This window comes from Sphingomonas sp. S2M10 (assembly GCF_012650175.1).
Lineage (GTDB): Bacteria > Pseudomonadota > Alphaproteobacteria > Sphingomonadales > Sphingomonadaceae > Sphingomonas.
This window is the reverse complement of record NZ_JAAILI010000079.1, coordinates 144,681-167,621: the sequence shown is the minus strand read 5'-3', so window position 1 is coordinate 167,621 and position 22,941 is coordinate 144,681. Positions and strand designations below refer to the sequence as shown.

Annotated in this window: 24 protein-coding genes and 1 tRNA gene; 19 read left to right on the top strand and 6 right to left on the bottom strand. The window is 67.3% G+C overall.

All coding sequences use genetic code 11. The annotated features are described in order from the left end of the window. The first annotated feature begins 41 nt into the window (after positions 1-41). The 4 genes from S2M10_RS19670 to S2M10_RS19655 all read left to right on the top strand — a co-directional run bounded on the left by S2M10_RS19670 (position 42) and on the right by S2M10_RS19655 (position 5,238). The gene (locus S2M10_RS19670) at positions 42-2,285 is read left to right on the top strand and encodes a molybdopterin cofactor-binding domain-containing protein (protein WP_168847565.1); all 2,244 of its coding nucleotides are present in this window, start codon (positions 42-44) and stop codon (positions 2,283-2,285) included. Further along, on the top strand, positions 2,282-3,289 hold the full coding sequence (gene hemH, locus S2M10_RS19665) for a ferrochelatase (protein ID WP_168847564.1): 1,008 nt from the start codon (positions 2,282-2,284) through the stop codon (positions 3,287-3,289). The genes S2M10_RS19670 and hemH overlap by 4 nt, the downstream gene beginning before the upstream one ends. 34 nt (positions 3,290-3,323) lie before the next feature. Next, a complete protein-coding gene (gene phbB / locus S2M10_RS19660) occupies positions 3,324-4,046 on the top strand; it encodes an acetoacetyl-CoA reductase (protein ID WP_168847563.1) in 723 nt (240 codons plus the stop codon). Between the two features lie 196 nt (positions 4,047-4,242). Then, positions 4,243-5,238, top strand: a complete 996-nt coding sequence (locus tag S2M10_RS19655; RefSeq protein WP_168847562.1) for an esterase-like activity of phytase family protein — start codon at positions 4,243-4,245, stop codon at positions 5,236-5,238. Positions 5,239-5,306: 68 nt separating this feature from the next. On the opposite strand, the gene rpmB is transcribed toward S2M10_RS19655, so the two are convergent. Then, positions 5,307-5,606 (bottom strand): 50S ribosomal protein L28, encoded by a 300-nt coding sequence (gene rpmB, locus S2M10_RS19650; RefSeq protein WP_093296900.1) that lies wholly within the window; start codon positions 5,604-5,606, stop codon positions 5,307-5,309. A gap of 147 nt (positions 5,607-5,753) precedes the next feature. On the opposite strand from rpmB, the gene S2M10_RS19645 reads away from it, so the two are divergent. The 9 genes from S2M10_RS19645 (at position 5,754) to S2M10_RS19605 (ending at position 12,034) form a co-directional block, all read left to right on the top strand. Further along, a complete protein-coding gene (locus S2M10_RS19645; RefSeq protein WP_168847561.1) occupies positions 5,754-6,005 on the top strand; it encodes a hypothetical protein in 252 nt (83 codons plus the stop codon). Then, the gene (locus S2M10_RS19640; protein ID WP_168847560.1) at positions 6,002-6,187 is read left to right on the top strand and encodes a YqaE/Pmp3 family membrane protein; all 186 of its coding nucleotides are present in this window, start codon (positions 6,002-6,004) and stop codon (positions 6,185-6,187) included. Before S2M10_RS19645 ends, S2M10_RS19640 begins: the two co-directional genes overlap by 4 nt. A gap of 63 nt (positions 6,188-6,250) precedes the next feature. Further along, the gene (locus tag S2M10_RS19635; RefSeq protein ID WP_168847559.1) at positions 6,251-6,679 is read left to right on the top strand and encodes a nucleoside deaminase; all 429 of its coding nucleotides are present in this window, start codon (positions 6,251-6,253) and stop codon (positions 6,677-6,679) included. 65 nt (positions 6,680-6,744) lie between these two features. Then, complete coding sequence (locus tag S2M10_RS19630; RefSeq protein WP_168847558.1) at positions 6,745-7,260, top strand: hypothetical protein; 516 nt, start codon at positions 6,745-6,747, stop codon at positions 7,258-7,260. Between the two features lie 63 nt (positions 7,261-7,323). Then, the gene (locus S2M10_RS19625) at positions 7,324-8,625 is read left to right on the top strand and encodes a hemolysin family protein (RefSeq protein ID WP_168847557.1); all 1,302 of its coding nucleotides are present in this window, start codon (positions 7,324-7,326) and stop codon (positions 8,623-8,625) included. Between the two features lie 127 nt (positions 8,626-8,752). Then, on the top strand, positions 8,753-9,091 hold the full coding sequence (gene yajC, locus S2M10_RS19620) for a preprotein translocase subunit YajC (protein ID WP_168847556.1): 339 nt from the start codon (positions 8,753-8,755) through the stop codon (positions 9,089-9,091). After that, positions 9,091-10,677, top strand: coding sequence for a protein translocase subunit SecD (gene secD, locus S2M10_RS19615; protein WP_168847555.1), 1,587 nt, complete (start codon positions 9,091-9,093; stop codon positions 10,675-10,677). The genes yajC and secD overlap by 1 nt, the downstream gene beginning before the upstream one ends. A gap of 12 nt (positions 10,678-10,689) precedes the next feature. After that, complete coding sequence (secF, locus tag S2M10_RS19610; protein ID WP_168847554.1) at positions 10,690-11,661, top strand: protein translocase subunit SecF; 972 nt, start codon at positions 10,690-10,692, stop codon at positions 11,659-11,661. Position 11,662: 1 nt separating this feature from the next. Beyond that, positions 11,663-12,034, top strand: coding sequence for an MTH938/NDUFAF3 family protein (locus tag S2M10_RS19605; protein ID WP_168847553.1), 372 nt, complete (start codon positions 11,663-11,665; stop codon positions 12,032-12,034). Here the strand turns inward: S2M10_RS19605 and S2M10_RS19600 are convergent. Beyond that, on the bottom strand, positions 12,019-13,227 hold the full coding sequence (locus S2M10_RS19600; RefSeq protein WP_247650922.1) for a hypothetical protein: 1,209 nt from the start codon (positions 13,225-13,227) through the stop codon (positions 12,019-12,021). The two genes, S2M10_RS19605 and S2M10_RS19600, sit on opposite strands and share 16 nt — an antisense overlap. A gap of 609 nt (positions 13,228-13,836) precedes the next feature. Then, positions 13,837-14,967, bottom strand: a complete 1,131-nt coding sequence (gene tgt, locus S2M10_RS19595) for a tRNA guanosine(34) transglycosylase Tgt (protein ID WP_168847552.1) — start codon at positions 14,965-14,967, stop codon at positions 13,837-13,839. Positions 14,968-15,012: 45 nt separating this feature from the next. Between tgt and S2M10_RS23160 the strand changes: the two genes are divergently transcribed. Together S2M10_RS23160 and S2M10_RS19585 are read left to right on the top strand one after the other, a co-directional pair. Then, complete coding sequence (locus S2M10_RS23160) at positions 15,013-15,654, top strand: cupin domain-containing protein (RefSeq protein ID WP_348770640.1); 642 nt, start codon at positions 15,013-15,015, stop codon at positions 15,652-15,654. A 10-nt stretch (positions 15,655-15,664) separates the two neighbouring features. Beyond that, a complete protein-coding gene (locus tag S2M10_RS19585; RefSeq protein ID WP_168847551.1) occupies positions 15,665-15,826 on the top strand; it encodes a hypothetical protein in 162 nt (53 codons plus the stop codon). A gap of 54 nt (positions 15,827-15,880) precedes the next feature. On the opposite strand, the gene S2M10_RS19580 is transcribed toward S2M10_RS19585, so the two are convergent. The 3 genes from S2M10_RS19580 to S2M10_RS19570 all read right to left on the bottom strand — a co-directional run bounded on the left by S2M10_RS19580 (position 15,881) and on the right by S2M10_RS19570 (position 19,370). Beyond that, on the bottom strand, positions 15,881-17,134 hold the full coding sequence (locus tag S2M10_RS19580; RefSeq protein ID WP_168847550.1) for a nucleoside transporter C-terminal domain-containing protein: 1,254 nt from the start codon (positions 17,132-17,134) through the stop codon (positions 15,881-15,883). A 110-nt stretch (positions 17,135-17,244) separates the two neighbouring features. Further along, complete coding sequence (locus tag S2M10_RS19575; protein WP_168847549.1) at positions 17,245-17,859, bottom strand: response regulator; 615 nt, start codon at positions 17,857-17,859, stop codon at positions 17,245-17,247. Next, complete coding sequence (locus S2M10_RS19570) at positions 17,856-19,370, bottom strand: PAS domain S-box protein (protein WP_168847548.1); 1,515 nt, start codon at positions 19,368-19,370, stop codon at positions 17,856-17,858. The genes S2M10_RS19575 and S2M10_RS19570 overlap by 4 nt, the downstream gene beginning before the upstream one ends. 297 nt (positions 19,371-19,667) lie before the next feature. On the opposite strand from S2M10_RS19570, the gene S2M10_RS19565 reads away from it, so the two are divergent. The 4 genes from S2M10_RS19565 (at position 19,668) to hslU (ending at position 22,789) form a co-directional block, all read left to right on the top strand. Next, positions 19,668-20,558, top strand: coding sequence for an ROK family protein (locus S2M10_RS19565; protein ID WP_168847547.1), 891 nt, complete (start codon positions 19,668-19,670; stop codon positions 20,556-20,558). A 60-nt stretch (positions 20,559-20,618) separates the two neighbouring features. Continuing rightward, positions 20,619-20,695: transfer RNA gene (locus tag S2M10_RS19560), tRNA-Pro, on the top strand. A gap of 103 nt (positions 20,696-20,798) precedes the next feature. Beyond that, positions 20,799-21,362, top strand: a complete 564-nt coding sequence (gene hslV / locus S2M10_RS19555) for an ATP-dependent protease subunit HslV (protein WP_168847546.1) — start codon at positions 20,799-20,801, stop codon at positions 21,360-21,362. A 134-nt stretch (positions 21,363-21,496) separates the two neighbouring features. Next, positions 21,497-22,789: an ATP-dependent protease ATPase subunit HslU gene (gene hslU / locus S2M10_RS19550; protein WP_168847545.1), complete on the top strand. Its 1,293-nt coding sequence runs from the start codon at positions 21,497-21,499 to the stop codon at positions 22,787-22,789. Positions 22,790-22,941: the final 152 nt, after the last annotated feature.

The window sequence follows — 22,941 nt, the reverse complement described above, 5'->3', positions numbered from 1 at the left end:
CCATGCTGGCGTGGGGCCGCCGGGCGCGATAGAGCGAGGCGATGGCTGGCAAACCCGTACCCCGCATCCGGATCGATCGACGCAGGCTGTTGATCGGCGGCGGCGCGGGGCTTGGGCTGGTAGTCGCCTGGGGGCTGTGGCCGCGCAGCTATGTCCCCAATCTCACAGCCGGGCCCGGCGAGAGCCTGTTCGGCGCCTGGTTGAAGATCGGCAAGGACGGGCAGGTGCGCGTGGCGGTGCCGCAGGCGGAAATGGGGCAGGGCGTTTACACCGCGCTTCCCCAGATCCTGGCCGACGAGCTGGGCGCGGACTGGAATCTGGTCGGTGTCGAGCCGGCGCCGCTCAATCCGCTCTATGCCAATCCGCTGGCGGCGCAGACCCTGTTCGCCGCCGCGCTGGGCGGGCTGCCCGAGAGGGTGCAGCGCAGCCATGCCGCGCGCGCCGACCTGATGCTCACCGCCGCTTCCACCTCGGTCCGCGCGTTCGAGGACGATCTCCGCCGGGCGGGTGCGGCGGCGCGGGTGCTGCTGTGCAAGGCGGCGGCGCGGCGCTGGGGCGTCGACTGGCAATCCTGCGGCACCGCCGGCAACAGCGTGATCCACGGCAGCCAGCGGCTCGGCTTCGGTGAGCTTGCCGAAGCGGCGGCGCGCGAGACGGCGCCGGCCCAGCCGCCGCTGCGGGGCGGCGAGGCGGGACGACTCCATGGCCAGGCGCTGCCGCGACTCGATGCGCCGGCCAAGATCGACGGCAGCGCGAACTTCGCGGCCGATGTGCGACTGCCCAACATGGTCTTTGCCGCCATTCGGCAGGGGCCGATCGGCGAGACCGAGCTGGTGCATGTCGATCGCGAGGCCGCCAACCGCGTGCGCGGCATGTTGTCGATCGTCACGACCAAGCAGTGGGTGGCGGCGGTCGCGAGCAACTGGTGGGCGGCCACGCGCGCGCTCCAGGCAATGCGGCCACGCTTCCGAAATCCTGCCGCCGTGATCAATGACGACAGCATCGCGGCGGCGCTTGACGCGGCGCTGGACGGCGAGGGCGCGCGGATCGCGGCGAAGGGCGATCTTGCCGCCGAGTTTCGCGGGGCGCGGGTGGTGACCGCCGACTATCGCGTCGGCCTTGCCCCGCATGCGCCGCTGGAGCCGATGACCTGCACCGCCGACTATGCCCAAGGCCGGCTGTCGCTGTGGCTGCCGACCCAGGCGCCGGCTCTGGCGCGGGCGGCGGCGGCCAAGGCGCTCGGCATCGATCCGGCGCGGGTAACGGTGCATGCCATGCTCGGCGGCGGGTCCTTCGGGGCGAAGCTGGAGGTCGATGCGGCGGTACAGGCGGCGCTGATTTCGCAGACGGTGGGCCGGCCGGTGCAGCTCAGCTGGTCGCGCGACGAGGATCTGCGGCGCGATCGCTTCCGGCCCGCCGCCGCCGCACGGCTGACGGCGAAGCTGGGCCAGGGCGGCACCGTCTCCGCCTGGCTCGCCAAGATCGCCGCCCCTGCGACCGGCCGGGAGCTGGCGGCGCGACTGCTCGCCGGCGATGTCGTCGCTGCGGCCGGGCTGGCGCTGCCGGGCAGGGCGGATCCCTCCGCTGTCGAGGGCGCGATGCCCGCCTATGCCATTCCGAACCTCGCGGTCGACCATCATCCCGCCGAGATCGGCGTGCCGACGGGCTATTGGCGGTCCGGCGCGCACAGCTATACCTGCTTCTTCGCCGAAAGCTTTGTCGACGAGCTCGCTCATGTCGCCAATCGCGATCCGCTGTCGTTCCGCATGGCGATGCTCGGCAGCCAGCCCCGGCTCGCGCGGTGCCTGCAGACGGCGGCGCAGCTCGGCGGCTGGCAGGGGGGCGAGCCGGGCAGCGGCCAGGGCCTCGCCGCCCATGCCTTTCGCGGCGCCTACATCGCGGTGATGGCCGAGGCGCATCTGACGCCGCAGCGCGAGGTGGTCGTCGAGCGGCTGGTCGCGGCGGTGGATTGCGGCCGGGTGGTCAATCCCGATCTCGTCCGCCAGCAGATCGAGGGCGGGCTGTTGTTCGGTCTGGCCGCGGCGCTGGGAGCGCCGACCACGTTCAGCGAAAACATCGCCGAGGTGCAGACCATGGCCGATCTCAACCTGCCGACGCTGGCGAATACGCCCGACATCACCGTGGAAATCCTGCCCAGCGGATCGGACCCGGGCGGAGTGAGCGAGCTCGCCGTGCCGCCGACCGCGCCGGCCATCGCCAACGCGCTGCAAACCGCCACCGGCACGCGCTTCCGCCGCCTGCCCCTGCTATCGGACGCCCATTGATCCTGCCTTCCGACCATCCGAAGATACCGCCCGCGCATGTGGGCGTGCTGCTGGTCAATCTCGGTACGCCCGATGCACCCGATGCGGGGGCGGTGAAGCGCTATCTGGGCGAGTTCCTCTCCGATCGCCGCGTGGTCGAAATCCCGCCGCTGCTTTGGCAGCCGATCCTGCGTGGCATCATCCTGCGCACGCGCCCGAAGAAATCGGCGCATGCCTATCAACAGGTGTGGCGCGAGGACGGTTCGCCGCTCGCCGCCATCACCAAGATGCAGGCGCGAGGGCTGGACGGCGCTTTCGGGCCGGGCGTCACCATTTTGCACGCGATGCGTTATGGCAAGCCTTCGGTCGTCGAGCAGATCGCGGCGCTGAAGGCGCAGGGTTGCGAGCGCATCCTGGTCGCGCCGCTCTACCCGCAATATTGCGCGGCGACGACCGCGACCGCCAACGACGTCGCCTTCTCGGCACTGACGGCGATGCGCTGGCAGCCGGCCCTGCGCACGCTTCCCCCTTATTACGACGACCCTGCCTATATCGCCGCGCTGAAGACGAGCGTGGAGGAGAGCCTGGCGGCACTGGACTTCACCCCGGATGCGGTGATCGCCAGCTTCCACGGCATGCCGCAACGCACGCTGGAACTGGGAGACCCCTATCACTGCCATTGCCGCAAGACCGGGCGGCTCCTCGGCGAGGCATTGGGGCGCGAGTTGATCGTCACCTTCCAGTCCCGCTTCGGCAGGGCGAAGTGGCTAGAGCCGGCTACCGACACGACGCTGGAAGCGCTCCCGTCCAAGGGCATTCGCCGCGTCGCGATTGTTGCACCAGGTTTCTCCGCCGATTGCCTGGAAACGCTGGAGGAATTGGCGATTCGCGGCCGCGAGTCGTTCCTTGAATCCGGTGGCACCGATTTCGCATATTTGCCTTGTCTCAACGACAGTGCGGCGGGCATGAGGTTGCTCCGACACATCATCGGGCGCGAACTTGCCGGCTGGGTGGACCCCGCCTAGCCATTTCTTGGGTTTGATTTGGAGAGGAAGGCACATGGCACGAGTAGCGATCGTCACCGGCGGCACCCGCGGGATCGGTGAGGCGATCAGTCTGGCGCTCAACGAGGCCGGCATTACCGTCGCTGCCAATTACGCCGGCAATGACGAGAAGGCTGCTGCCTTTACCGAGCGTACCGGCATCAGGGCATATAAGTGGGACGTGGGCGATTTCGATGCGTGCGCGGCCGGCGTGCAGCAGGTCGAGACCGAGCTTGGCCCGGTAGACATCGTCGTCAACAATGCCGGCATCACCCGCGACGGCACGATCCTGAAGATGACCCGCGACATGTGGGAAGACGTGATCCGCATCAATCTGGGCGGCTGCTTCAACATGGCGCACGCCGTGTTTCCCGGGATGCGCACGCGGAAATGGGGCCGCATCGTCAATATCGGCTCGATCAACGGCCAGGCCGGTCAGTATGGCCAGGTGAACTATGCCGCCGCCAAATCCGGCATCCACGGCTTCACCAAGGCGCTGGCGCAGGAAGGCGCGCGATTCGGGGTTACGGTGAACGCCATCGCGCCGGGCTATATCGATACCGACATGGTCGCGGCGGTGCCGGCGGACGTGCTGGAGAAGATCGTGGCGAAAATCCCGGTCGGCCGACTGGGCCAGGCGCACGAGATCGCGCGCGCGGTGGCGTTCCTCTGCGCCGAGGAGGGCGGCTTCGTCACCGGATCGACGCTGTCGGTCAACGGCGGGCAGCACATGTACTGAACGAACAAGGGGGCCGGATCCTCGCAGATCCGGCCCCCGGCGTCTCTCGATACGCTACGCGAGAGCAACTGTACGCGTACAACACGTTCTGATTAGAGCGGTTCCCTTGAGCGAACCCTGAACGAGTTGGTTATTTCCCGTTCATCTTCGCATTTGCAGCACTGGCGGGGGACGATCGAACCGCTAAGAGGAAGCCATGCGCTTCCGGCCTCGTTTCCTCGCCCTTCCGCCGCTGGCGCTCTCCATCCTCTTCCTGTCCGCCTCGGGCCGGGAACTGCGCACACCGCTGCGCGGAGACCCGGTGATGCAGGCCGTTCGCGTACCGCTGGTGCCGGGCGATCCGACGCGCAAGACGGTCGGGCGGCTCCGCTATCTCGGCGGCATACGCCTCACGAGCCCCGACCTCGGCTTTTCCGGCTTCTCGGCGCTCAGCGTGACGGGGGATCGCTTCACACTGGTCAGCGATCGCGGTAACCTCGTCCAGTTCCGCATGGGCGCCGATTGGCACCCTACCGAGATGCGCTTCGCCGATCTACCGGCGGGCCCCGGCAGCAGCGCTTTCAAGGGCGATCGCGATGCGGAATCGCTGACAAGGGATCCCGTGACCGGCCAGTTCTGGGTCGGGTTCGAATCGCGGAACACGATTTTTCGCTATGATTCGGCGTTCCGAAAGGGACTGGGCCAGGCAACGCCGCAGGCGATGAAGAGGTGGCCGCGCAACGGCGGGGCGGAATCGATGGCGCGACTCGCCGACGGGCGGGTGTTGGTGCTCGGGGAAACCGCCCGGCGCCGCCACGGGCCTGTTGCCGAACGCGAGATTCTGCTGTTCCCGAGCGATCCGACGATCGGCAACCCGCAGCCTGTTCACCTCGCCTATGTGCCGCCCGTCGGCTATGATCCCAGCGATGTCGCGCTGTTGCCCGACGGGCGATTGCTCGTGCTGGTGCGACGATTCGCGATATCGTCGCTGTTCACGGTGAAGATCGAACTGGTCGATATTCGCGGCGCGAAGGCGGGCCAGGTGCTGCGCGGCATCGAGATCGCGGACTTTTCGCCCCCCTTCCAGCATGACAATTTCGAAGGCCTGACCGTGCAGCGCGAAGGCGATTCGCTGGTGCTGTGGATGATCTCCGACGACAACGAACAATGGTGGCAGCAGACGCTGCTGCTCAAGTTCCGCCTGGATCTATGAGACGCGCAAACGGAAAAACCCGCCACTGCATGCGCAGTAGCGGGCCAAACCGCAGATCCGAAGAGAGATCAGGCTGCTTCGGCGGTGCCGGCGGTTGCCTTGCGCACTTCGCGCTTCAGGCGACGCGCACGCAGCGAAAGATCGTCGTCGCTGCTCTTCAGCAGCCAATTGTCCAGGCCGCCGACATGCTCGACCGAACGCAGGCCGTGCGTCGAGACGCGGAGGCGGATGCTCTTGCCGAGCGAATCCGAGATCAGCGTCACGTTCTGCAGGTTGGGCAGAAAGGTGCGCTTGGTCTTGTTGTTGGCGTGGGAAACATTGTGTCCCACCTGCCGGCCCTTGCCGGTCAGCTCGCAAATGCGCGACATCGCTTCAAATCCTGAGTTGGGCGGTAAGCCGGAAAGGCCGCGCTGTTAGCGTCGATGCGCGCCGCAGTCAACCGATTCACGACAGACGGTGCGCAACCCGCACGCCGCCTGGGCGTTGGGCAGGAGAAACGATAGGAGGAGATTGGGATGCGCGCAATCCTGGGGTTGCTGGGAATTCTGGTGCTGGTCGCCGTCGTGCTGATCGCGCTGGGCTTTCTGAATGTCGACGTGCGCGGCGGCAAGCTGCCGACGGTAGCGGCGGAAACCGGCAAGGTCTCGGTCGGCGAATCGAACAGCACCGTGCGTGTCCCCACCGTGGAGATGAAGGACAAGCAGGTGAGCCTGCCGACCATCGACGTGCAGAAGGCGCCGGAACCGACGGCGACGCCGGCGAAGTGACGACGCCGGCACCCGGCCGAATCGCGGCGGCGGCGCTGCTGCCGCCGTTCGGCGTCTACTTGGCGGAGGGCGCAGGCCGTTCCTTCCAGATAGCTTGCGGGCTTACCGTGCTCGGGTTCCTCCCGGGCGCCGGCTATGCATTGTGGCGGCTGTTCCGCCGTCCCGTGCCGGCTGCCGTCTGAGCCGCGCGTGACCAGGCGGCGCGCTGCCGCTAAGCCGGTGCGATGTTTCCTCTGCCTTCCCCGATGCGTGCTGCGCTTTCTGCTGCCCAGGCCGCGGCCGATCGGGGGGAGGTGCCGGTGGGCGCGGTGGTCGTGCTGCGCGGCGAGGTGATCGCCACCGCGGCCAATGCCCCGCGTGCGTTGCGCGATCCTACCGCCCATGCCGAGATGCTGGCGATCCGTGCGGCGGCGCGACTGCTGGGCCGGGACCGGCTGGAGGACTGCGATCTGTGGGTGACGCTGGAGCCCTGCGCGATGTGCGCCGGAGCCATCGCGCATGCCCGAATCGCCCGACTATATTACGGCGCCAGCGACCCCAAGGGTGGGGCGGTCGAGCATGGCCCGCGCCTCTTCGGCCAGCCAACCTGTCATCATCGCCCGGAGGTCTATGCCGGCATCGGCGAGGCGGAGGCAGGGGCCGTGCTGCGGGACTTTTTCCGCGCCCGGCGCTGAACCGCTGGCCGCTGGCTGCAGGGCGGCAACCGGTGTATCTTCGACGAAGAACGGGAGAGGTGCCGATGTCGTCGCTGCGTTGCCTTGCCGGAGTCCTGCTGCTGGTCCCTGCCGCATCGCTCGCCAAGGAACGGCCGATGCTGAGCTGGGGCAAGGCCGGTGTTACCCTGGAAGCATATCGCGCCGATGCCGTCGCCTGCGGACGCGAGGGCTATTATCTCGACGTGTCGAACACCGAGGCGGCAAAGGTCTTCAAGCAGGCTTCGTCCCAGCTCGAGAACAATGAGGCAAGTCTTGCCGCCACGGCAATGACCGGCGATCTCGACCGAACGATGCAGATCGCGAATGATTCCACCCGAATCGTCGAGCGCGCCCGGCCCGCCGAACGGATGAAGCAAGTGCGCACGCTGCTGCAGGACACCGTTTCCGGTTGCCTGCAGGCGCGTGGCTATACCCGATTTCAGCTCACGCCCGCGCAGCAGCGCCATCTGCGCGCGCTCAAGATCGGCTCGCCGGGGCGGCATGCCTATCTGCACAGGCTGGCCAGCGATCCCGCCGTGCTGGCCGCGCAGAAGCTCTGAATCCCCTTCGCGCTGCAAAAGGTTGTGAAGAGGCCGCCGCTGCGGATATGAGGGCGGTGCACCATGAGCGCACCTTTTCCTTGGATCGACGTAGCGATCATCTTCGTGTTGATCGCGATCAACGGCATCTTCTCCATGTCGGAGCTGGCGATCGTTTCCGCCCGCCCGGCGCGGCTGGAGGCGTTGGCGCGTCTCGGTAACCGCGGCGCGAAGACCGCCATGGAGCTGGCCGAGGATCCCGGCAAGTTCCTCTCCACCGTCCAGATCGGCATCACCCTCATCGGCATCGTATCGGGCGCCTATTCGGGCGCCAGCCTGGGCGAGCCGGTGGGGCAGCGCATCGAGGCGTTCGGCATTTCTGCGGGGCTCGCGCACACGCTGGGGATCACGCTGGTCATCGGCTTGACGACCTATGGCTCGCTCGTGATCGGCGAGCTTGTGCCCAAGCAGTTCGCGCTGCGCTCGCCCGAGCCGATTGCGGCGGCGATGGCACTGCCCATGCGCTGGCTCTCCTGGGGCACCGCGCCGATCGTTTGGCTGCTCGATTCGTCGAGCGGGCTGGTGTTTCGCGTGCTCGGCCTGAAGCGCGAATCGGAAAATCGTGTCACTGCCGAGGAACTGCACCTGATTGTGGCCGAGGCCAGCCGGTCCGGCGTGATCGAGGAGCATGAGCGCTCGATCATCTCAGGCGTGGTGCGGCTAGCCGACCGCCCGGTGCGCGAGGTGATGACGCCGCGCACCCAGGTCGACTGGCTCGACGTGGACCTAGACGGGGCGGGCATTCGCGAAGAACTGCTGGCGACGCCGCATACCCGCCTGCCGGTGGCCGAGGGTTCAATCGATTCGGTGATCGGCGTGGTGCAGGCGCGCGACATCGCCGCCGCGCTGTTCCGCGGCGAGCCGCTCGACCTGCGCAAGCTGATGCGCAAGGCGCCGGTGCTGCCGGACCAGGTCGATGCGATGGACGCGCTCACCGCGCTGCGCCATGCCGAGGTGCCGATGGGGCTAGTCCACGACGAATATGGCCATTTCGAAGGCATCGTGACGCCGGCCAACCTGCTGGCGGCGATCGCAGGCGAGTTCGCATCGGATTCGGAACCGGGCGACAATCCCAATATTGTCGTGCGCGAGGACGGCTCGCTGCTGGTCGCGGGGGCGACGCCGGCGGATCAGCTCGCCGAACGGCTTGGCATCGATCTTCCCGAGGATCGCGACTATGCGACGGTCGCGGGGTTGGCGCTGGCGGTGTTCAAGCATTTGCCGGTGGAGGGCGAGGTGTTCGAACAGCAGGGCTGGCGCTTCGAGATCGTCGACCTGGACGGCCGCAAGATCGACAAGCTGCTGGTGAGCCGGGACGCGGACTGATCGCCGCAATCCACGGTTGGCAATGCGCCGCCAGCCCTTGGAGTTGCGCCCTCTTCCTGCGCATGGTAGCGCCCGCGGCTTGAATGGGGCCATTCCGCGCCCCTAACTTCAGGCTTTTCGGGAACCCATGTTCGCCACTCCAGCATATGCACAGGCCGCAGGCGCGGCTGGTCAGGGTAGCACTCTGGCCGGGATCGCGTCGGTAGCGCCGCTCGTCCTGATCTTCGTCGTCTTCTACTTCCTGATGATCCGTCCGCAGCAGAAGCGGATGAAGGCGCTGCAGAACGCCGTGAATTCGGTGAAGAAGAACGATACCGTCATCACCGCCGGCGGCCTGATCGGCAAGGTCACCCGCGTCGACGAGACCGAGGTGGAGATCGAGCTCGGGCCGAACGTCAAGGTTCGCGCGATCAAGTCGACGCTCGCCGAAGTGCGCCCGCACGGCGCCAAGCCCGCGAACGACTGATGCTGGATTTCCCGCGCTGGAAGGTCTGGTCGATCACCCTCGGCCTTGCCCTGATGGTCCTGCTCGCGGTGCCGAGCCTGGTGCCGGAGAGCATCCGCAACAGCTGGCCGAGCTGGGTACCCAAGCCGGCCGTCAACCTCGGTCTCGATCTCGCGGGCGGTTCGTACCTGCTCCTCGAGGGCGATACGAGCGACGTGCAGCAGACCAAGCTCGAGCAGATGCGCGAGCAGGTCCGCCTGGCGATGCGCCGCGATCCACGCGTGGACATCGGCGACATCTCGATCGCCGGCGGCAAGCTCAGCTTCATGGTCCGCGACCCCGGCAAGGTGGATGCGGCGCGCGAGAAGCTGCTGCCGATGACCAACGGCGTCGGCACAACCGGCCAGCGCGACTGGGAAATCGCGGTTCGCGACTCCAGCGTCTTCGTGCTGACCCCGACCCAGGCGGGCCTGGCGCAGCAGATCGAAACCGCGATGAACGACGCGCGCGAAGTGGTCGACAAGCGCATCAACGCGCTCGGCACCCGCGAGCCAACCGTGATCCGCGAAGGCAGCAACCGCATTGTCGTGCAGGTCCCAGGCCTGCAGGATCCCAGCCAGCTCAAGGCGCTGCTCGGCAAGACCGCCAAGCTCGAGTTCAAGCTGGTCGACACCAGCGTGACGCCGCAGCAGGTTGCGTCGAACGACATTCCCGTGACCTCGCAGCTGCTCCAGTACGAGAATGGCGCGCCGATCGTGGTCAACCGCACCGCGATGATCACCGGCGACATGCTGGTCGATGCCAAGCAGAGCTACGACCAGCAGGGTCGTCCCGACGTGACGCTGCAGCTCGACGGTGCCGGCGCCAAGCGCTTTGCCCGCGTGACGCAGGAAAATACCGGCAAGCCGTTCGCGATCATCGTCGACAACAAGGTGATCTCGGCCCCGAACATCAACGAGCCGATCCTTGGCGGCAGCGCCTCGATCTCGGGCGGCTTCACGGTCGACAGCGCCAACCAGCTCGCCATCGCGCTGCGTTCGGGCAAGCTGCCGATCAACCTCAAGGTCGTGCAGGAATCGACCGTCAGCCCCGAGCTCGGTAACGATTCGATCCGCGCCGGCGTCACCGCCTCGGTGATCGCGATCGTCGCGGTGATCGTGTTCATGGTGCTCACCTATGGCCGCTTCGGCGTCTATGCGAACATCGCCGTGACGCTCAACGTGCTGGTGATCCTGGCGGTGATGGGCATGCTCAGCGCAACGCTGACGCTGCCCGGCATCGCCGGCTTCGTGCTGACCATCGGTACCGCGGTCGACGCCAACGTGCTGATCAACGAGCGTATCCGCGAGGAACGTCGCCGCGGCCGAAGCGTGATGCAGGCGGTGGAGCTGGGCTACAAGGAAGCCAGCCGCACCATCTTCGAGGCCAACGTCACCCACGCGATCGCCGGCGCGATCATGCTGGTGCTCGGCTCGGGCCCGATCCGCGGCTTCGCGGTGGTGCTGCTGATCGGCATCGCCAGCTCCGTCTTCACCGCCGTGGTGTTCACGCGCATGCTCGTCACGCTCTGGCTGCGCCGCAAGCGCCCGAGCGAGATCCACATTTAAGGAAGCGCCGACATGCGGCTCCTCAAGATCGTTCCCGACAACACCAATATCGGCTTCGTCCGTGTCCGGTTCATCGCCTTCGCGATCACTGCGCTGCTGACGGTGGCCGCAATCGGTCTGGTCGCGGCACGTGGCCTCAACTTCGGCGTGGACTTCATCGGCGGTGTGTCGATCGAGGAGAAGTTCGCCTCGGCCCCGCCGCTCGACGAGCTGCGCTCGACCGTCAATGCGCTCGGCTATGGCGAGACAACGCTGCAGGAGATGGGCGGCAAGAACCTCGTCACCATCCGCCTGCCCGTGCCGAAGTCGAACGACCCCGGCGCGACCAACGCGATGGTGGAGCGGGTGAAGAGCGCGGTGGCGGCCAAGTTCCCCGGCGCGACCTTCTCCACCTACTCGACCGTCTCCGGCAAGGTCTCGGGCGAGCTGATTCGCAACGGCGTGCTCGCGGTGGTGCTGGCGATCGTCGGCATCGCGATCTTCTCCTGGCTGCGCTACGAATGGCAGTTCGGCGTCTCCACCGCGGTCGCCATCCTGCACGACGTGCTGATGACGCTGGGCTTCTTCGCGCTGACGAGGATGGTGTTCGACCTGAATATCGTCGCGGCGGTGCTGACGATCATCGGCTATTCGATCAACGACAAGATGGTGATCGACGACCGCATCCGCGAGAACATGCGCAAGTACCGCAAGATGGGGATGAGCGAGCTGATCGACCTGTCGGTCAACGAAACGCTGCCGCGTACCGTGATGACCTCGCTCACCATCCTGCTCGCACTTGCCTCGCTGCTGATCTGGGGCGGGCACGTGCTGCGGGGCTTCACCTCGGCGATGATGCTCGGCATCGTGGTCGGCACCTATTCGTCGATCTATGTCTCGTCCTCGCTGCTGATCACGCTGGGGCTGAAGCCCGGCGTGAAGCCGGAGAAGGCCGACTCGATCGCCAGCAACGCCGAGCGCGTGGCGCCGCGCGAGCGGCCCTGAGGTGAAGATCGAGCGGCGCAGCGCCGAGGGGCCGCTGATCTCCGGATTTTCCGGTGGCGGCTTCCGCGTCGACGAGAATGTCTATCACGGGCTGATCATCACCCCGCAGCGCGCGGACGGCTGGTCGCCCCCCGCAGTTGCGGAACTGACCGAGACGGACCTGGAAGCCGCCTTCGCCCTCGATCCGCAGCCCGAATTCCTGCTGCTCGGGACCGGTGCGACGCTGGTGCGCCCGCCGCTCGGCCTGGTGAAGGCGCTGGAGAAGCGCGGCATCGGCGTGGAAGCGATGGACAGCCGCGCGGCGGCGCGCGCCTGGGGCGTGCTGCGCGCCGAGCTGCGCTGGGTGGCGGGCGCGCTCTACCCGCTGGCCTGAGCCTCGGCCGGGAACAGCGCGGGGAGCGTCTGCTCCAGCCGCGCAAGCGCCCGATCCCAGCGTTCCGGATCCACTGGCCGCACGAGATGCGCCAGCACATCGTCCCCGGCATCCAGCGGGTCGATGGCGTCGTTCAGCAGATATTGGGCGAACCATTGCCGCGCGGCTTCAGGCTCCGGACGTCGGGCGGTGCCTGCGGCAATGTCGGCCAGAAACGGCGCCGGCGCATCATAGGCGTTGAGCCACGCGCCCGAGGCGAAGCGCGAGTGGCGCTGCATCGGCACGCCGAAGAACGCCGCCAGCGCAAAGGTCTTGGAATCGCCGACCAGCATCCCGTCGGCGTGACGCGCCATCGCAAGCGTGGCGGGCAAGATGCCGATGCGTGACGGCAGCAACACGACATTGTCGCACGCATCGCTCGCCTCGATCAGCGCTGCGGCATCGACATGCGCGTCGTTGAGCGGGTGGTTGGACACCGCAAGCGTGCAGCGATCGCCCAGCTCCGCCGCAAGTGCACGCACCAGCGCGGCATTGGGCTTGGGCCCCGGGCGGTGCATCGCGAAGAAATTGTCCTCGGTCTCGCATTCGAGCGGGAGCAGCAGCAGTGGGCGGTCGTCGCGAATGCCGAAGCGGGCGAACAGCGCTCCCCGCTCGCCCGGGGGCGGGGCGAGTCGCGCCTGAAGATGGTCCCAGGCCGGTGCGAGCATCGCCCGCAGCCGCGCGGCCGCATCGTCGGGCAGGGGAGCGGGCAGGCCATGGTCATGCGGGCGCTCTGCAAGCAGGATCCAGCGCGGCGGCGGCGCGAAGGGCTCCAGCCGACCTTCCATCAGGAGGCGCACTGTGCCGGGAAAGCAGCGTATCGTCTGATAGTCGGCGGTTCGGCACAGCACGACGTCGGGTGCCAGATCGCGGACGAAGCCGATCAGCCCGTCCGCATCCTCGGGCATCGTGCGCGTGCTGGGATGATCCGGGCCGTCCATGATGTACCAGCGGATCGCCGGCAGATCGGCGCAGCGCGCGATCTCCTCCGGACCGAGGCCGGTGCCGGACCAGGGCGCGGGGGCGAGCACATGCACCTCATGCTCGGCGGCGAGCCTGCGGAGCAACGGTTCGATGATATGGACGAACCACCAGTTCGTCACCATCGGCAGGTAGAACAGCACGCGCTGCGGTCGATCGAGAGAAAGCGGCAAGCGAGGCTCCGGGCGACGATGATCCTTCCCGGATTATAGGATGGCCGGAACGTCGTGCGGGGCAGGGCGGCAAGTTTTGCCTAGTCGCGCAGTCCTGGAAGTCATGCCCAGCGCCAGGCGCCGAATGGCTGAATGTGGTGGAAAGCAGACAGGAACGGCAGTAGCAATCACTGATGATGCTGTACTCAAAAGTCGAAGAGGTCTCTGCGTTGCCGCAGTACGTAAACAGCGGTGCCGGTGGCTGGGGTTTCAGAGCATGGAGTGACCTACTGGATGACGAGGCTCCGCACCGGAAAATCTTAGAACGCTTCGCTGCCGTTCACCCGGAGGCTGGCCTAAACCTTCCCCCGTATGATCGGTACGAAGATTATGTGGAAGCGGACGCGGCTTGGGATGGAGCGAAGGTCTCGGTGTATTACGAGACGATCCTTAGTTACCTCCTGGTTTGGTCACGAAGCCGCGTCGCGGCAACCTCGTTCCGAGCAGCTCTTCTGCCACAAATTTACTGAGCGATTGTCCGCTTTCGATGTTCGCCGGTGCAGCTCTGGATGGCAGCTATTGGGACGCAAGCGAACCAGCCCCGAGAGTGCAATGCGTCGCTTCCGCCCATCACCCCGGCTTCGCTTGATACTTCGCCCGGAAGTCGTTCGCGAACGCCGTCAGCCGTTGCTCCTCGATCGCCGCGCGCAGGTCCGCCATCAGATTCTGATAGAAGCAGAGATTATGCTCGGTCATCAGCATCGCGCCGAGGATCTCGCCGGCGCGGACGAGGTGGTGAATATAGGCGCGGCTCCAGGTGCTGCAGACCGGGCAGGCGCAGGCGGGATCGAGCGGGCCCTGGTCCTCGGCGAACTTGGCGTTGCGGATGTTGATCGGCCCGGCTCGCGTGAACGCCTGGCCGGTGCGGCCCGAGCGGGTGGGCAGCACGCAATCGAACATGTCGATGCCGCGCTCCACCGCGCCGACGATGTCGTCGGGCTTGCCGACGCCCATCAGGTAGCGCGGCTTGCTCTCGTCCAGCTGGCCTGGGGCATAGTCGAGCACGCCGAACATCGCCTCCTGCCCTTCGCCCACCGCGAGGCCGCCGACCGCATAGCCGTCGAAGCCGATGTCCTTCAGCGCGTCGGCGCTGGCCTTGCGCAGGCCCTCGTCGAGCGCGCCCTGCTGGATGCCGAACAGCGCCGCGCGGGCGGCATGCTCCTCGCCCGAATCGAAGCCCGCGCGGCTGCGCTTCGCCCAGCGCATCGAGCGTTCCATCGCCTTGACCTGCACCTCGCGGGTCGAGGTGGTCGGCACCAGCTCGTCGAACGCCATGACGATGTCGGAGCCGAGCAGCCGCTGGATCTCCATCGAGCGCTCGGGGCTCATCATGTGGCGCGAGCCGTCGAGATGCGAGGCGAAGGCGACGCCCTCCTCGCTGCGCTTGGTCAGCTCGGACAGGCTCATCACCTGATAGCCGCCCGAATCGGTGAGGATCGGCCGATCCCAGCCCATGAACTTGTGCAGGCCGCCCAGCCGCGCGACACGCTCGGCGGTGGGGCGCAGCATCAGGTGATAGGTGTTGCCAAGCAGGATGTCGGCGCCCGAGGCGCGCACGTCCTGCGGCTTCACGGCTTTCACCGTGGCGGCGGTGCCGACCGGCATGAAGGCGGGGGTGCGGATCTCGCCGCGCTGCATCGCGATGGTGCCGCGACGCGCCTTGCCGTCGGTGGCGTGGATGGTGAACTGGAAACGGGGCATGGCGCGCTATTGGCGCGTTTGGGGCCGGAATCCAAGGAGGGGCGTGTGGCGGAACAGGACGACGAGCTGCGGGCGATGGCGACGCATCGCGGGCTGAAGCTGGTCAAGTCGCGGCGTCGCAAGGCCGGGGGCGACTTTGGGCTGTATGGGCTGAAGGATGCGGGCGGGGCGGAGGTGTTCGGCTTCGGGGCGGGCGGGCTGACCGCCGATGCCGCGGCGATCCGCGAATTCCTGCGCGGCTGCATGCGGATCGACTGGAGCACGTCGGTAGAGACGACGCCGGGGCCGAAGCGGGCGCCCAAGTCCAAGTCCGCGCCCAAGCCCAAGCCCACGCCAGCACCGCCACCCAGGCCGCGCTTCCAGCCCGAGGTCGCCAATCTGTTGCGCGATCTGCCTGAGGCGAAGCATGACGAGGTGTTCACCGATCTGCTGAAACGTCCCGGCATCCGCGTCGAGCGTATCGTCTCGCGCGGACAGGCCACCCCGGACGACGCGCCGATGGTGCAGGACTGGGACGAATGGGTGGTGCTGCTCGAAGGCTCGGCGGGTATCCGCGTCGAAGATTCGGCCGAGGTGCGGCTCGGGCCGGGCGACCATCTGCTGATCCGGGCGGGCCAGAAACATTGGGTGACGTGGACCGCGCGCGACCGTCCGAGCGTTTGGCTCGCCGTACATTGCGACGGATAGGAGCAGGACCATGGCCGAACCCCTCAATCCCGGCGACGACGCTGCCCCCGGCACCCCGGGCACCGGCGAAGATATCTGCCGCCGCTGCGGCGGCTCGGGCCGGATCGATGGCGGCGAATGCCCGAACTGCGGCGCGACGGGGAAAGTGGTGGAAGGGATCGGCGGGGGGTAGTTCGGCTCTCACCATCTGCGCTCCCCTCCCGCAAGCGGGAGGGGGAAGAGAAGCTCAGGGCAGCAGCAGCCCGGCCAGCGCCGCCGACATCAGGTTCGCGAGGCTCCCCGCGATCAGCGCCTTGATACCCAGCCGCGCGATCACCGGACGCTGGTTGGGCGCGAGGCTGCCGGTGGTCGCCATCTGGATCGCGATCGAGCTGAAATTGGCGAAGCCGCAGAGCGCGAAGGTGATGATCGCCTTGGAACGCGGCGCGAGGTCGGTCGCCTTGCCCAACTCGATGAAGCCGACGAACTCGTTGAGCACCACTTTGGTGCCGAACAACCCGCCCGCCGTGAGCGATTCGTGCCAGGAGATGCCGAGCAGGTACATGACGGGGGCGAAAATCGTGCCGATGATCGCCTGGAAGCTGAGCCCGGGATAGCCGAACCAGCCGCCGACCATGCCGAGCAGCCCGTTGGCCAGCGCCACGAGCGCAACGAAGGCAAGCACCATCGCGCCCACCGCCACCGCGATCTTCACGCCGGTCGAGGCGCCGTTGGCTGCGGCCATGATGATGTTGGCGGCGCGTTCCTCCTGGAAATCTTCCTCGGCGACACGGATCACCTCGTCCTCGCCCGACATGGGCGCATCAATGACGGCAGGCTCGTCCGGCATGATGATCTTGGCCATCATCAGCCCGCCCGGCGCCGCCATGAACGATGCGGCGAGAAGATAGGGGAGCGACGCCGGTCCCAGCAGGCTCGCATAGGCGGCCAGGATGGTGCCGGCCACGCCGGCCATGCCCACGCTCATCACGGCGAACACCTGCGAGGGCGTGAGCCGCGCGAGATAGGGGCGGATCACCAGCGGCGCCTCGCTCTGGCCGACGAAGATGTTCGCCGCGGCACAAAGCGATTCGACCTTGCTGACGCCGGTCACCTTCTCGATCGCGCCGCCGATCCAGCGGACGACCTGCTGCATGATGCCGACATGGTAGAGGATCGACACAAGTGCGGCGAAGAAGATGATCACCGGCAGCGCGGCAATGGCAAGGCTCTGGCCGCCCAGTTCCGGCTTGGCCAGATTGCCGAACAGCAGCTGGGTACCCGCGCTGGCATAGCCGAGCAGCGCCGAGACGCCGTTCGCCATGCCGTGCAGCGCCACCTGGCCCCAGGACGTGCGCAGCACGATGATTGCCATGCCGGCCTGCAGCAGGAAGGCGGGGCCGACGATGCGCAGGCGGATCGCCCGGCGATTGCTGGAAAGCAGGAAGGCGATCGCCAAAATCGCCAGCACCCCGAAAATGCCGATCGGGAAATGAGTCATTCTGAAGTGTTCGTCCCCATCGCCGGCGGAATCCCTGCCAGCAAACCCGCCGACCATACACGCGCTGGCGCATCTTGCCAGCCGCTTGCACGCGCCGGGGCGGGACAGTCCTACCCGTCGAGCCCCGCGGCAAAGGCCAGCCGCAGCGCTTCGGAAAGGCTGCGCGCCTCCAGCTTCGCCATGGCATTGGCGCGGTGGACCTCGACGGTGCGCGGCGAGATGCCGAGGTCGAAGGCGATCGTCTTGTTCGGATGCCCGCGCACCAGCCCGCGCAGCACGTCCTGCTCGCGCGGGGAGAGCAGGGCGATGCGGCGCTCCGCCTCGGCCTGGCCAGCGATGGCGGCGTCGCCCGCTTCCATCCGCTCGAAGCCGCGTTCGAGTGCCTGGACCAAAGCCTCCTGCTCGAACGGCTTTTCGAGGAAGTCTATCGCGCCGCCCTTCATCGCCGCGACGGCGGTGCCGACATCGCCATGCCCGGTCAGCACGATCACCGGCAGCTTCACGCCGCGTCGGGCGAGCTCGGCCTGTACCTCGATCCCGTCCATCTCGGGCATGCGCACGTCCAGCAGGATGCAGCCGGGGCGGGCGTCCCCCACTTTTTCCAGGAACGCCACGCCGGAGGGATAGGTATCCACATCATAGCCCGACGTGCGCAGCATGAAGCTCGTCGAACGGCGCACCGATTCCTCGTCGTCGACCAGATGGATGCGCTTGCGCTCGCTCATGCGGGTTCCTCGTTCGCGGACATCAGGGTGAAATTGAAGATCGTGCCGCCGTCGGCGCGGGGTTCGGCCCAGATGCGGCCGCCATGCGCCTCGACGATGGTGCGGCAGATCGACAGGCCGAGGCCCATGCCGCGCTCCTTGGTAGTGGCGAAGGCCTGGAACAGCCGCGGCGCCTGTTCGGGCGCGATGCCCGGGCCGCTGTCCGCCACCCATACCCGCACCAGGTTGCGCGGGGCGACTTCGGAGCCGATGGTGATCTCGCGCACCGGGCTTTCCGCCATCGCCTCGATCGCGTTGCGGATCAGGTTGACCAGCACCTGCTGGATCTGCACCCGGTCGCACAGCACCGCGGTGGCGTGCGGATCGAGCGCGTAGAAGGCGCGTACGCCCAGCTCGCGCGATCCGGTGAGCGCGAGCCGGCTTGCCTCGTCGATCAGCCGGGGCAGATCGACCAGCCCCATATCCGCTTCGCCGCGCGCGACGAACTCGCGCAACCGCCGCACGATATTGCCGGCCCTGAGCGCCTCCTTGACCGATTCCGCCATCGCCTCCTGGATCATCGCCTGATCCTCCGGATCGTCGCTGGCGCGCGCCATCAGGTTGCGGCCGGCCTCGAGATAGTTGGCAATCGCGGTCAGCGGCTGGTTGAGCTCGTGCGCCAGCGTCGACGCCATGGTGCCCATGGCGGAGAGTCGCGAGACGTGGATCAGCTCTGACTGCAGCTCCTTCAACTGGAGCTCGGCGCGCTGCTCGTCGGTCAGGTCGCGAATGAAGCCGGTGAAGATGCGGTGGCCGTCACTGCTCGCCTCGCCGACCTGCAGCTCCATCGGGAAATCGGTGCCGTCGCGCCGCTGGCCGACGACGATCCGGCCGATACCGATCACCCGCCGCTCGCCGGTGGTCATGTAGCGGGCAAGATAGCTGTCGTGCAGCTGCGCATCGGGCGCGGGCATCAACATGCTGACGTTGCGGCCGATCACATCCGCCTCGGTCCAGCCGAACAGCCGCTCGGCGGCGGCGCTGAACGACAGGATCACGCCCTGGTCGTCGATCACCACCATCGCAGAGGGCACGGTGGCGAGGATCGAACGGAGATGAAGCGCGCTGCCGGCGAGCGCGGTCTGCGAGGCCTTTTGGTCGGTGATGTCGCGGAACACCTCGGCATAGCCGCGCAGCGAACCGTCGCCATCGACCAGCGCGGTCAGCTGCACTTCCGCCAGATATTCGCTGCCGTCGCGGCGGATCCGCCAGCCTTCCTCGATCAGCCTACCGGCGGCGCGGGCATGCTCCAGGTCGCGCAGGGGCTTGCCGGCGCGCGCCTCGGCGGAGGGATAATGGAGCGCCAGCCCGGCCTGCGCCAGATCCGCCGAGGTCCAGCCGTCCAGCAGCTCGACGCCCCGGCTCCAGCTGGCGATGCGGCCTTGCGGATCGAGCAGCAAGACACCGCGATCGGTGGCCGCTTCGAACAGCAATGCCATCGCTACGGCATCATGGCTGGGCCGATCCGTCATAAACTCCGATAGTTGTGCGCGGTCCTTCCCACCTTGTACGCATCCTCCCGCTTCGACGCTAGAATTTGATCACGGTCAAAGTAAAGGCCGGGTAACTACAGCAAGATCCCGCCCTATCAGGATGGGAGGCGGCCATGCTCGACGTCATCGGCAGCAATTATTTGTATATGGTCTTGCTCGCGATGGGGATTTTCACCCTCGCACTCGCGTTCGTCACGCTCAGCGAATTCATGCACCCGCGCGATCGGTGATCGTCCCGGGCTTCCCCCGGGCTCCGCGCCGCGCTAGCGCGATGGCATGACTGCGAACCTTTTCATCGCCGGCCTTGAGCTGGGGGGCACCAAATGCGTGGCGACGTTGGGCAGCGGCCCCGGCGACGTGCGCGAACAGCATGTCGTGCCGACCACCGATCCGGCGACGACGCTCGCCGCCATCGAGGCGGTGCTCGACGGCTGGACCTTCGATGCGATCGGCATCGCCAGTTTCGGGCCGATCGAGCTCAACCCGGCGCGGCCGAATTTCGGCTCGATCATCGCGACAACCAAGCCAGGCTGGAACGATACCGATCTTACCCGGCGACTGGCCGCGCGGTACGGCAAGCCGCTGGCGATCCAGACCGACGTCAACGGCGCAGCACTGGCCGAAGCGCGCTGGGGCGCGGCGGCGGGGCTGTCGACACACGCCTACATCACCATCGGCACCGGGGTGGGCGTGGGGCTCGTCGCCAATGGCCGGCCGATCATGGGCTATGCGCATGGCGAGGCAGGCCATATGCGCTCGGCCCGCGCGCCCGGCGATACGTTCAAGGGCTGGTGCCCCTATCATGGCGACTGCGCCGAGGGGCTGCTCTCCGGCCCGGCGCTGGCGGCGCGATTCGGCCGGCCGGGGCAGGAGGTCGCCGACGATGCGCCCGAATGGGACTATTTCGCGCACGACCTGGCGGCGCTGCTTCACAACCTGATCGTCGCCCTTGCGCCCGAACGGATCGCCATCGGCGGCGGGGTGATGACCAAGCGGCCGCACCTGTTCGACGTGGTGCGCGCCAAGGTGGCCGCGAGCATCAACGGCTATGGTGCGCTGGCCGGCTATTGCGCCGAGCTCGATACGCGCGTCGGGCCGCCGGGGCTGGGCGATATGGCGGGGCCGCTCGGCGCGATCGCGATGGGGCTGCAAGCGCTCGATCGCTGAGCCTCCGCGCTTTGGGGGTTGCGTCCTGCGGCCAAGCGGCATACAGGGCGCACCCTCGGTCGGGGCGTAGCGCAGCCTGGTAGCGCATCACACTGGGGGTGTGGGGGTCGCAGGTTCGAATCCTGTCGCCCCGACCAAGCCACACCCAAGAATCCTGAAAATCGTCGGATCGTTGCGCGGACGCGGCCTTAGGGGAACGCCCCCTTTGCACGCCCGCACCTGCCACCCATATGCGCGTCCATGAACGACAAGAACACCGCGTGGCACGGCACGACGATCCTCTCCGTGCGCAAATCCGGAAAAGTGGTGATCGCGGGCGACGGCCAGGTTTCGGCCGGCAATACCGTGATGAAGCCGAATGCGCGGAAAGTGCGCCCCCTGGGCGACGGCAAGGTGATCGCGGGCTTTGCCGGCGCAACCGCCGATGCCTTCACCCTCTTCGAGCGGCTGGAGGCCAAGCTGGAGCGCCACCACGGCCAGCTGCTGCGTGCTGCGGTGGAGCTCGCCAAGGACTGGCGGACGGACAAATATCTCCGCAACCTGGAAGCGATGCTGCTCGTCGCCGACAAGGACGTGACGCTGGTGATCACCGGCAATGGCGATGTGCTGGAGCCCGAGGCGCACGAACATGGCATCGTCGCGTCGATCGGGTCGGGCGGCAACTTCGCCCTGTCCGCAGCGCGCGCGCTGATCGAGTACGAGCCCGATGCCGAGGTGGTCGCGCGCAAGGCGATGGCGATCGCCGGCGAGCTGTGCGTGTACACCAACGACCGGCTGACCGTGGAGACGCTGGACGCGGCGTGACCTTCCTTAAGCCCCTCCTCCTGGGAGGGGTTTGGGGGTGGAGGGATTCCAGACCAGAAGTTGGTCTTGGTGAGACTCTGCCCCACCCCAACCCCTCCCCTGAAGGGGAGGGGCTTTCAGAATTCGAGAGACCCATGAACCAGAACCTCACCCCCAAGACGATCGTCGCCGCGCTCGATGCGCATATCATCGGCCAGAAGGACGCCAAGAAGGCGGTCGCCGTGGCACTGCGCAACCGCTGGCGCCGGCAGCAGCTCTCGGCGGATCTCCGCGACGAGGTGACGCCGAAGAATATCCTGATGATCGGGCCCACCGGCTGCGGCAAGACCGAGATCAGCCGCCGCCTCGCCAAGCTGGCCGATGCGCCGTTCGTGAAGGTGGAAGCGACCAAGTTCACCGAGGTCGGCTATGTCGGCCGCGACGTCGAGCAGATCGCCCGCGACCTCGTCGAGGAAGCGATCCGCCTGGAGAAGGAGCGCCGCCGCTCGGCGGTGAAGGACAAGGCCGAGGAAGCCGCGATGGGCCGGCTGCTCGACGCGCTGACCGGCAAGGATTCGAGCACCGCGACGCGCGAGGCGTTCAAGCAGCGCTTCAACGAGGGCCTGCTCGACACCACCGAGATCGAGATCGAGGTCGAGCAGGCGCCGCAGATGCCGTTCGACATCCCCGGCGGCGCGCCGCAGATGATCAACCTGTCCGAGATGATGAAGGGCCTGACCGGCACGCCGCTCAAGCGCCGCAAGCTGAACGTGCGTTCCGCCTGGGAGAAGCTCGTCGAGGAAGAGGCCGACAAGCGGCTCGACCAGGACGAGGTGAGCCGGGTGGCCCTTGCCGATGCGGAAGCGAACGGCATCGTCTTCCTCGACGAGATCGACAAGATCGCGGTGTCCGACGTGCGCGGCGGATCGGTGAGCCGCGAGGGCGTGCAGCGCGACCTGCTGCCGCTGATCGAGGGCACCACGGTCGCGACCAAATATGGCCCGATGAAGACGGACCATATCCTGTTCATCGCCTCGGGCGCGTTCCATGTAGCGAAGCCCAGCGACCTGCTGCCCGAGCTGCAGGGGCGCCTGCCGATCCGGGTGGAGCTCAAGGCGCTGACCGAGGAGGATTTCGTCGCGATCCTCTCCGACACCAAGGCGAGCCTGGTGCGGCAGTACGCCGCTTTGCTCGGCACCGAAGGCGTGTCGATCGACTTCACCGAGGACGGCATCCGCGCGGTGGCCAAGATTGCCGCCGAGGTGAATGCCGAGGTGGAGAATATCGGCGCCCGCAGGCTGCAGACGGTGATGGAGAAGCTGCTCGAGGAAGTCAGCTTCGAGGCCGAGGACCGCTCGGGCAGCGCCGTGGTGATCGACGCGGCCTATGTCGACAAGCAGCTGGCCAGCGTGGCGCGGAACACGGATCTGAGCCGGTATGTGCTGTGACGGGTAAATACTAAGCCCCCCTCCTGGGAGGAGGGGTTGGGGTGGAGGGATTCCAGAACGCGGGTTGGTCTCGGTGAGACACTCCCCCACCCCAACCCCGCATCAGGTGAACAGCGCCCCGCGCTGTTCACCTGATGCGCCTGAAGGGGAGG

Coding starts and splice junctions, on each gene's coding strand:
- S2M10_RS19670 (WP_168847565.1), top strand. CDS start 42: ATGGCTGGCAAACCCGTACCCCGCATCCGGATCGATCGACGCAGGCTG.
- phbB (WP_168847563.1), top strand. CDS start 3,324: ATGGCACGAGTAGCGATCGTCACCGGCGGCACCCGCGGGATCGGTGAG.
- S2M10_RS19655 (WP_168847562.1), top strand. CDS start 4,243: ATGCGCTTCCGGCCTCGTTTCCTCGCCCTTCCGCCGCTGGCGCTCTCC.
- rpmB (WP_093296900.1), bottom strand. CDS start 5,606: ATGTCGCGCATTTGCGAGCTGACCGGCAAGGGCCGGCAGGTGGGACAC.
- S2M10_RS19645 (WP_168847561.1), top strand. CDS start 5,754: ATGCGCGCAATCCTGGGGTTGCTGGGAATTCTGGTGCTGGTCGCCGTC.
- S2M10_RS19635 (WP_168847559.1), top strand. CDS start 6,251: ATGCGTGCTGCGCTTTCTGCTGCCCAGGCCGCGGCCGATCGGGGGGAG.
- S2M10_RS19630 (WP_168847558.1), top strand. CDS start 6,745: ATGTCGTCGCTGCGTTGCCTTGCCGGAGTCCTGCTGCTGGTCCCTGCC.
- S2M10_RS19625 (WP_168847557.1), top strand. CDS start 7,324: ATGAGCGCACCTTTTCCTTGGATCGACGTAGCGATCATCTTCGTGTTG.
- yajC (WP_168847556.1), top strand. CDS start 8,753: ATGTTCGCCACTCCAGCATATGCACAGGCCGCAGGCGCGGCTGGTCAG.
- secD (WP_168847555.1), top strand. CDS start 9,091: ATGCTGGATTTCCCGCGCTGGAAGGTCTGGTCGATCACCCTCGGCCTT.
- secF (WP_168847554.1), top strand. CDS start 10,690: ATGCGGCTCCTCAAGATCGTTCCCGACAACACCAATATCGGCTTCGTC.
- tgt (WP_168847552.1), bottom strand. CDS start 14,967: ATGCCCCGTTTCCAGTTCACCATCCACGCCACCGACGGCAAGGCGCGT.
- S2M10_RS19585 (WP_168847551.1), top strand. CDS start 15,665: ATGGCCGAACCCCTCAATCCCGGCGACGACGCTGCCCCCGGCACCCCG.
- S2M10_RS19580 (WP_168847550.1), bottom strand. CDS start 17,134: ATGACTCATTTCCCGATCGGCATTTTCGGGGTGCTGGCGATTTTGGCG.
- S2M10_RS19575 (WP_168847549.1), bottom strand. CDS start 17,859: ATGAGCGAGCGCAAGCGCATCCATCTGGTCGACGACGAGGAATCGGTG.
- S2M10_RS19570 (WP_168847548.1), bottom strand. CDS start 19,370: ATGACGGATCGGCCCAGCCATGATGCCGTAGCGATGGCATTGCTGTTC.
- S2M10_RS19565 (WP_168847547.1), top strand. CDS start 19,668: ATGACTGCGAACCTTTTCATCGCCGGCCTTGAGCTGGGGGGCACCAAA.
- hslV (WP_168847546.1), top strand. CDS start 20,799: ATGAACGACAAGAACACCGCGTGGCACGGCACGACGATCCTCTCCGTG.
- hslU (WP_168847545.1), top strand. CDS start 21,497: ATGAACCAGAACCTCACCCCCAAGACGATCGTCGCCGCGCTCGATGCG.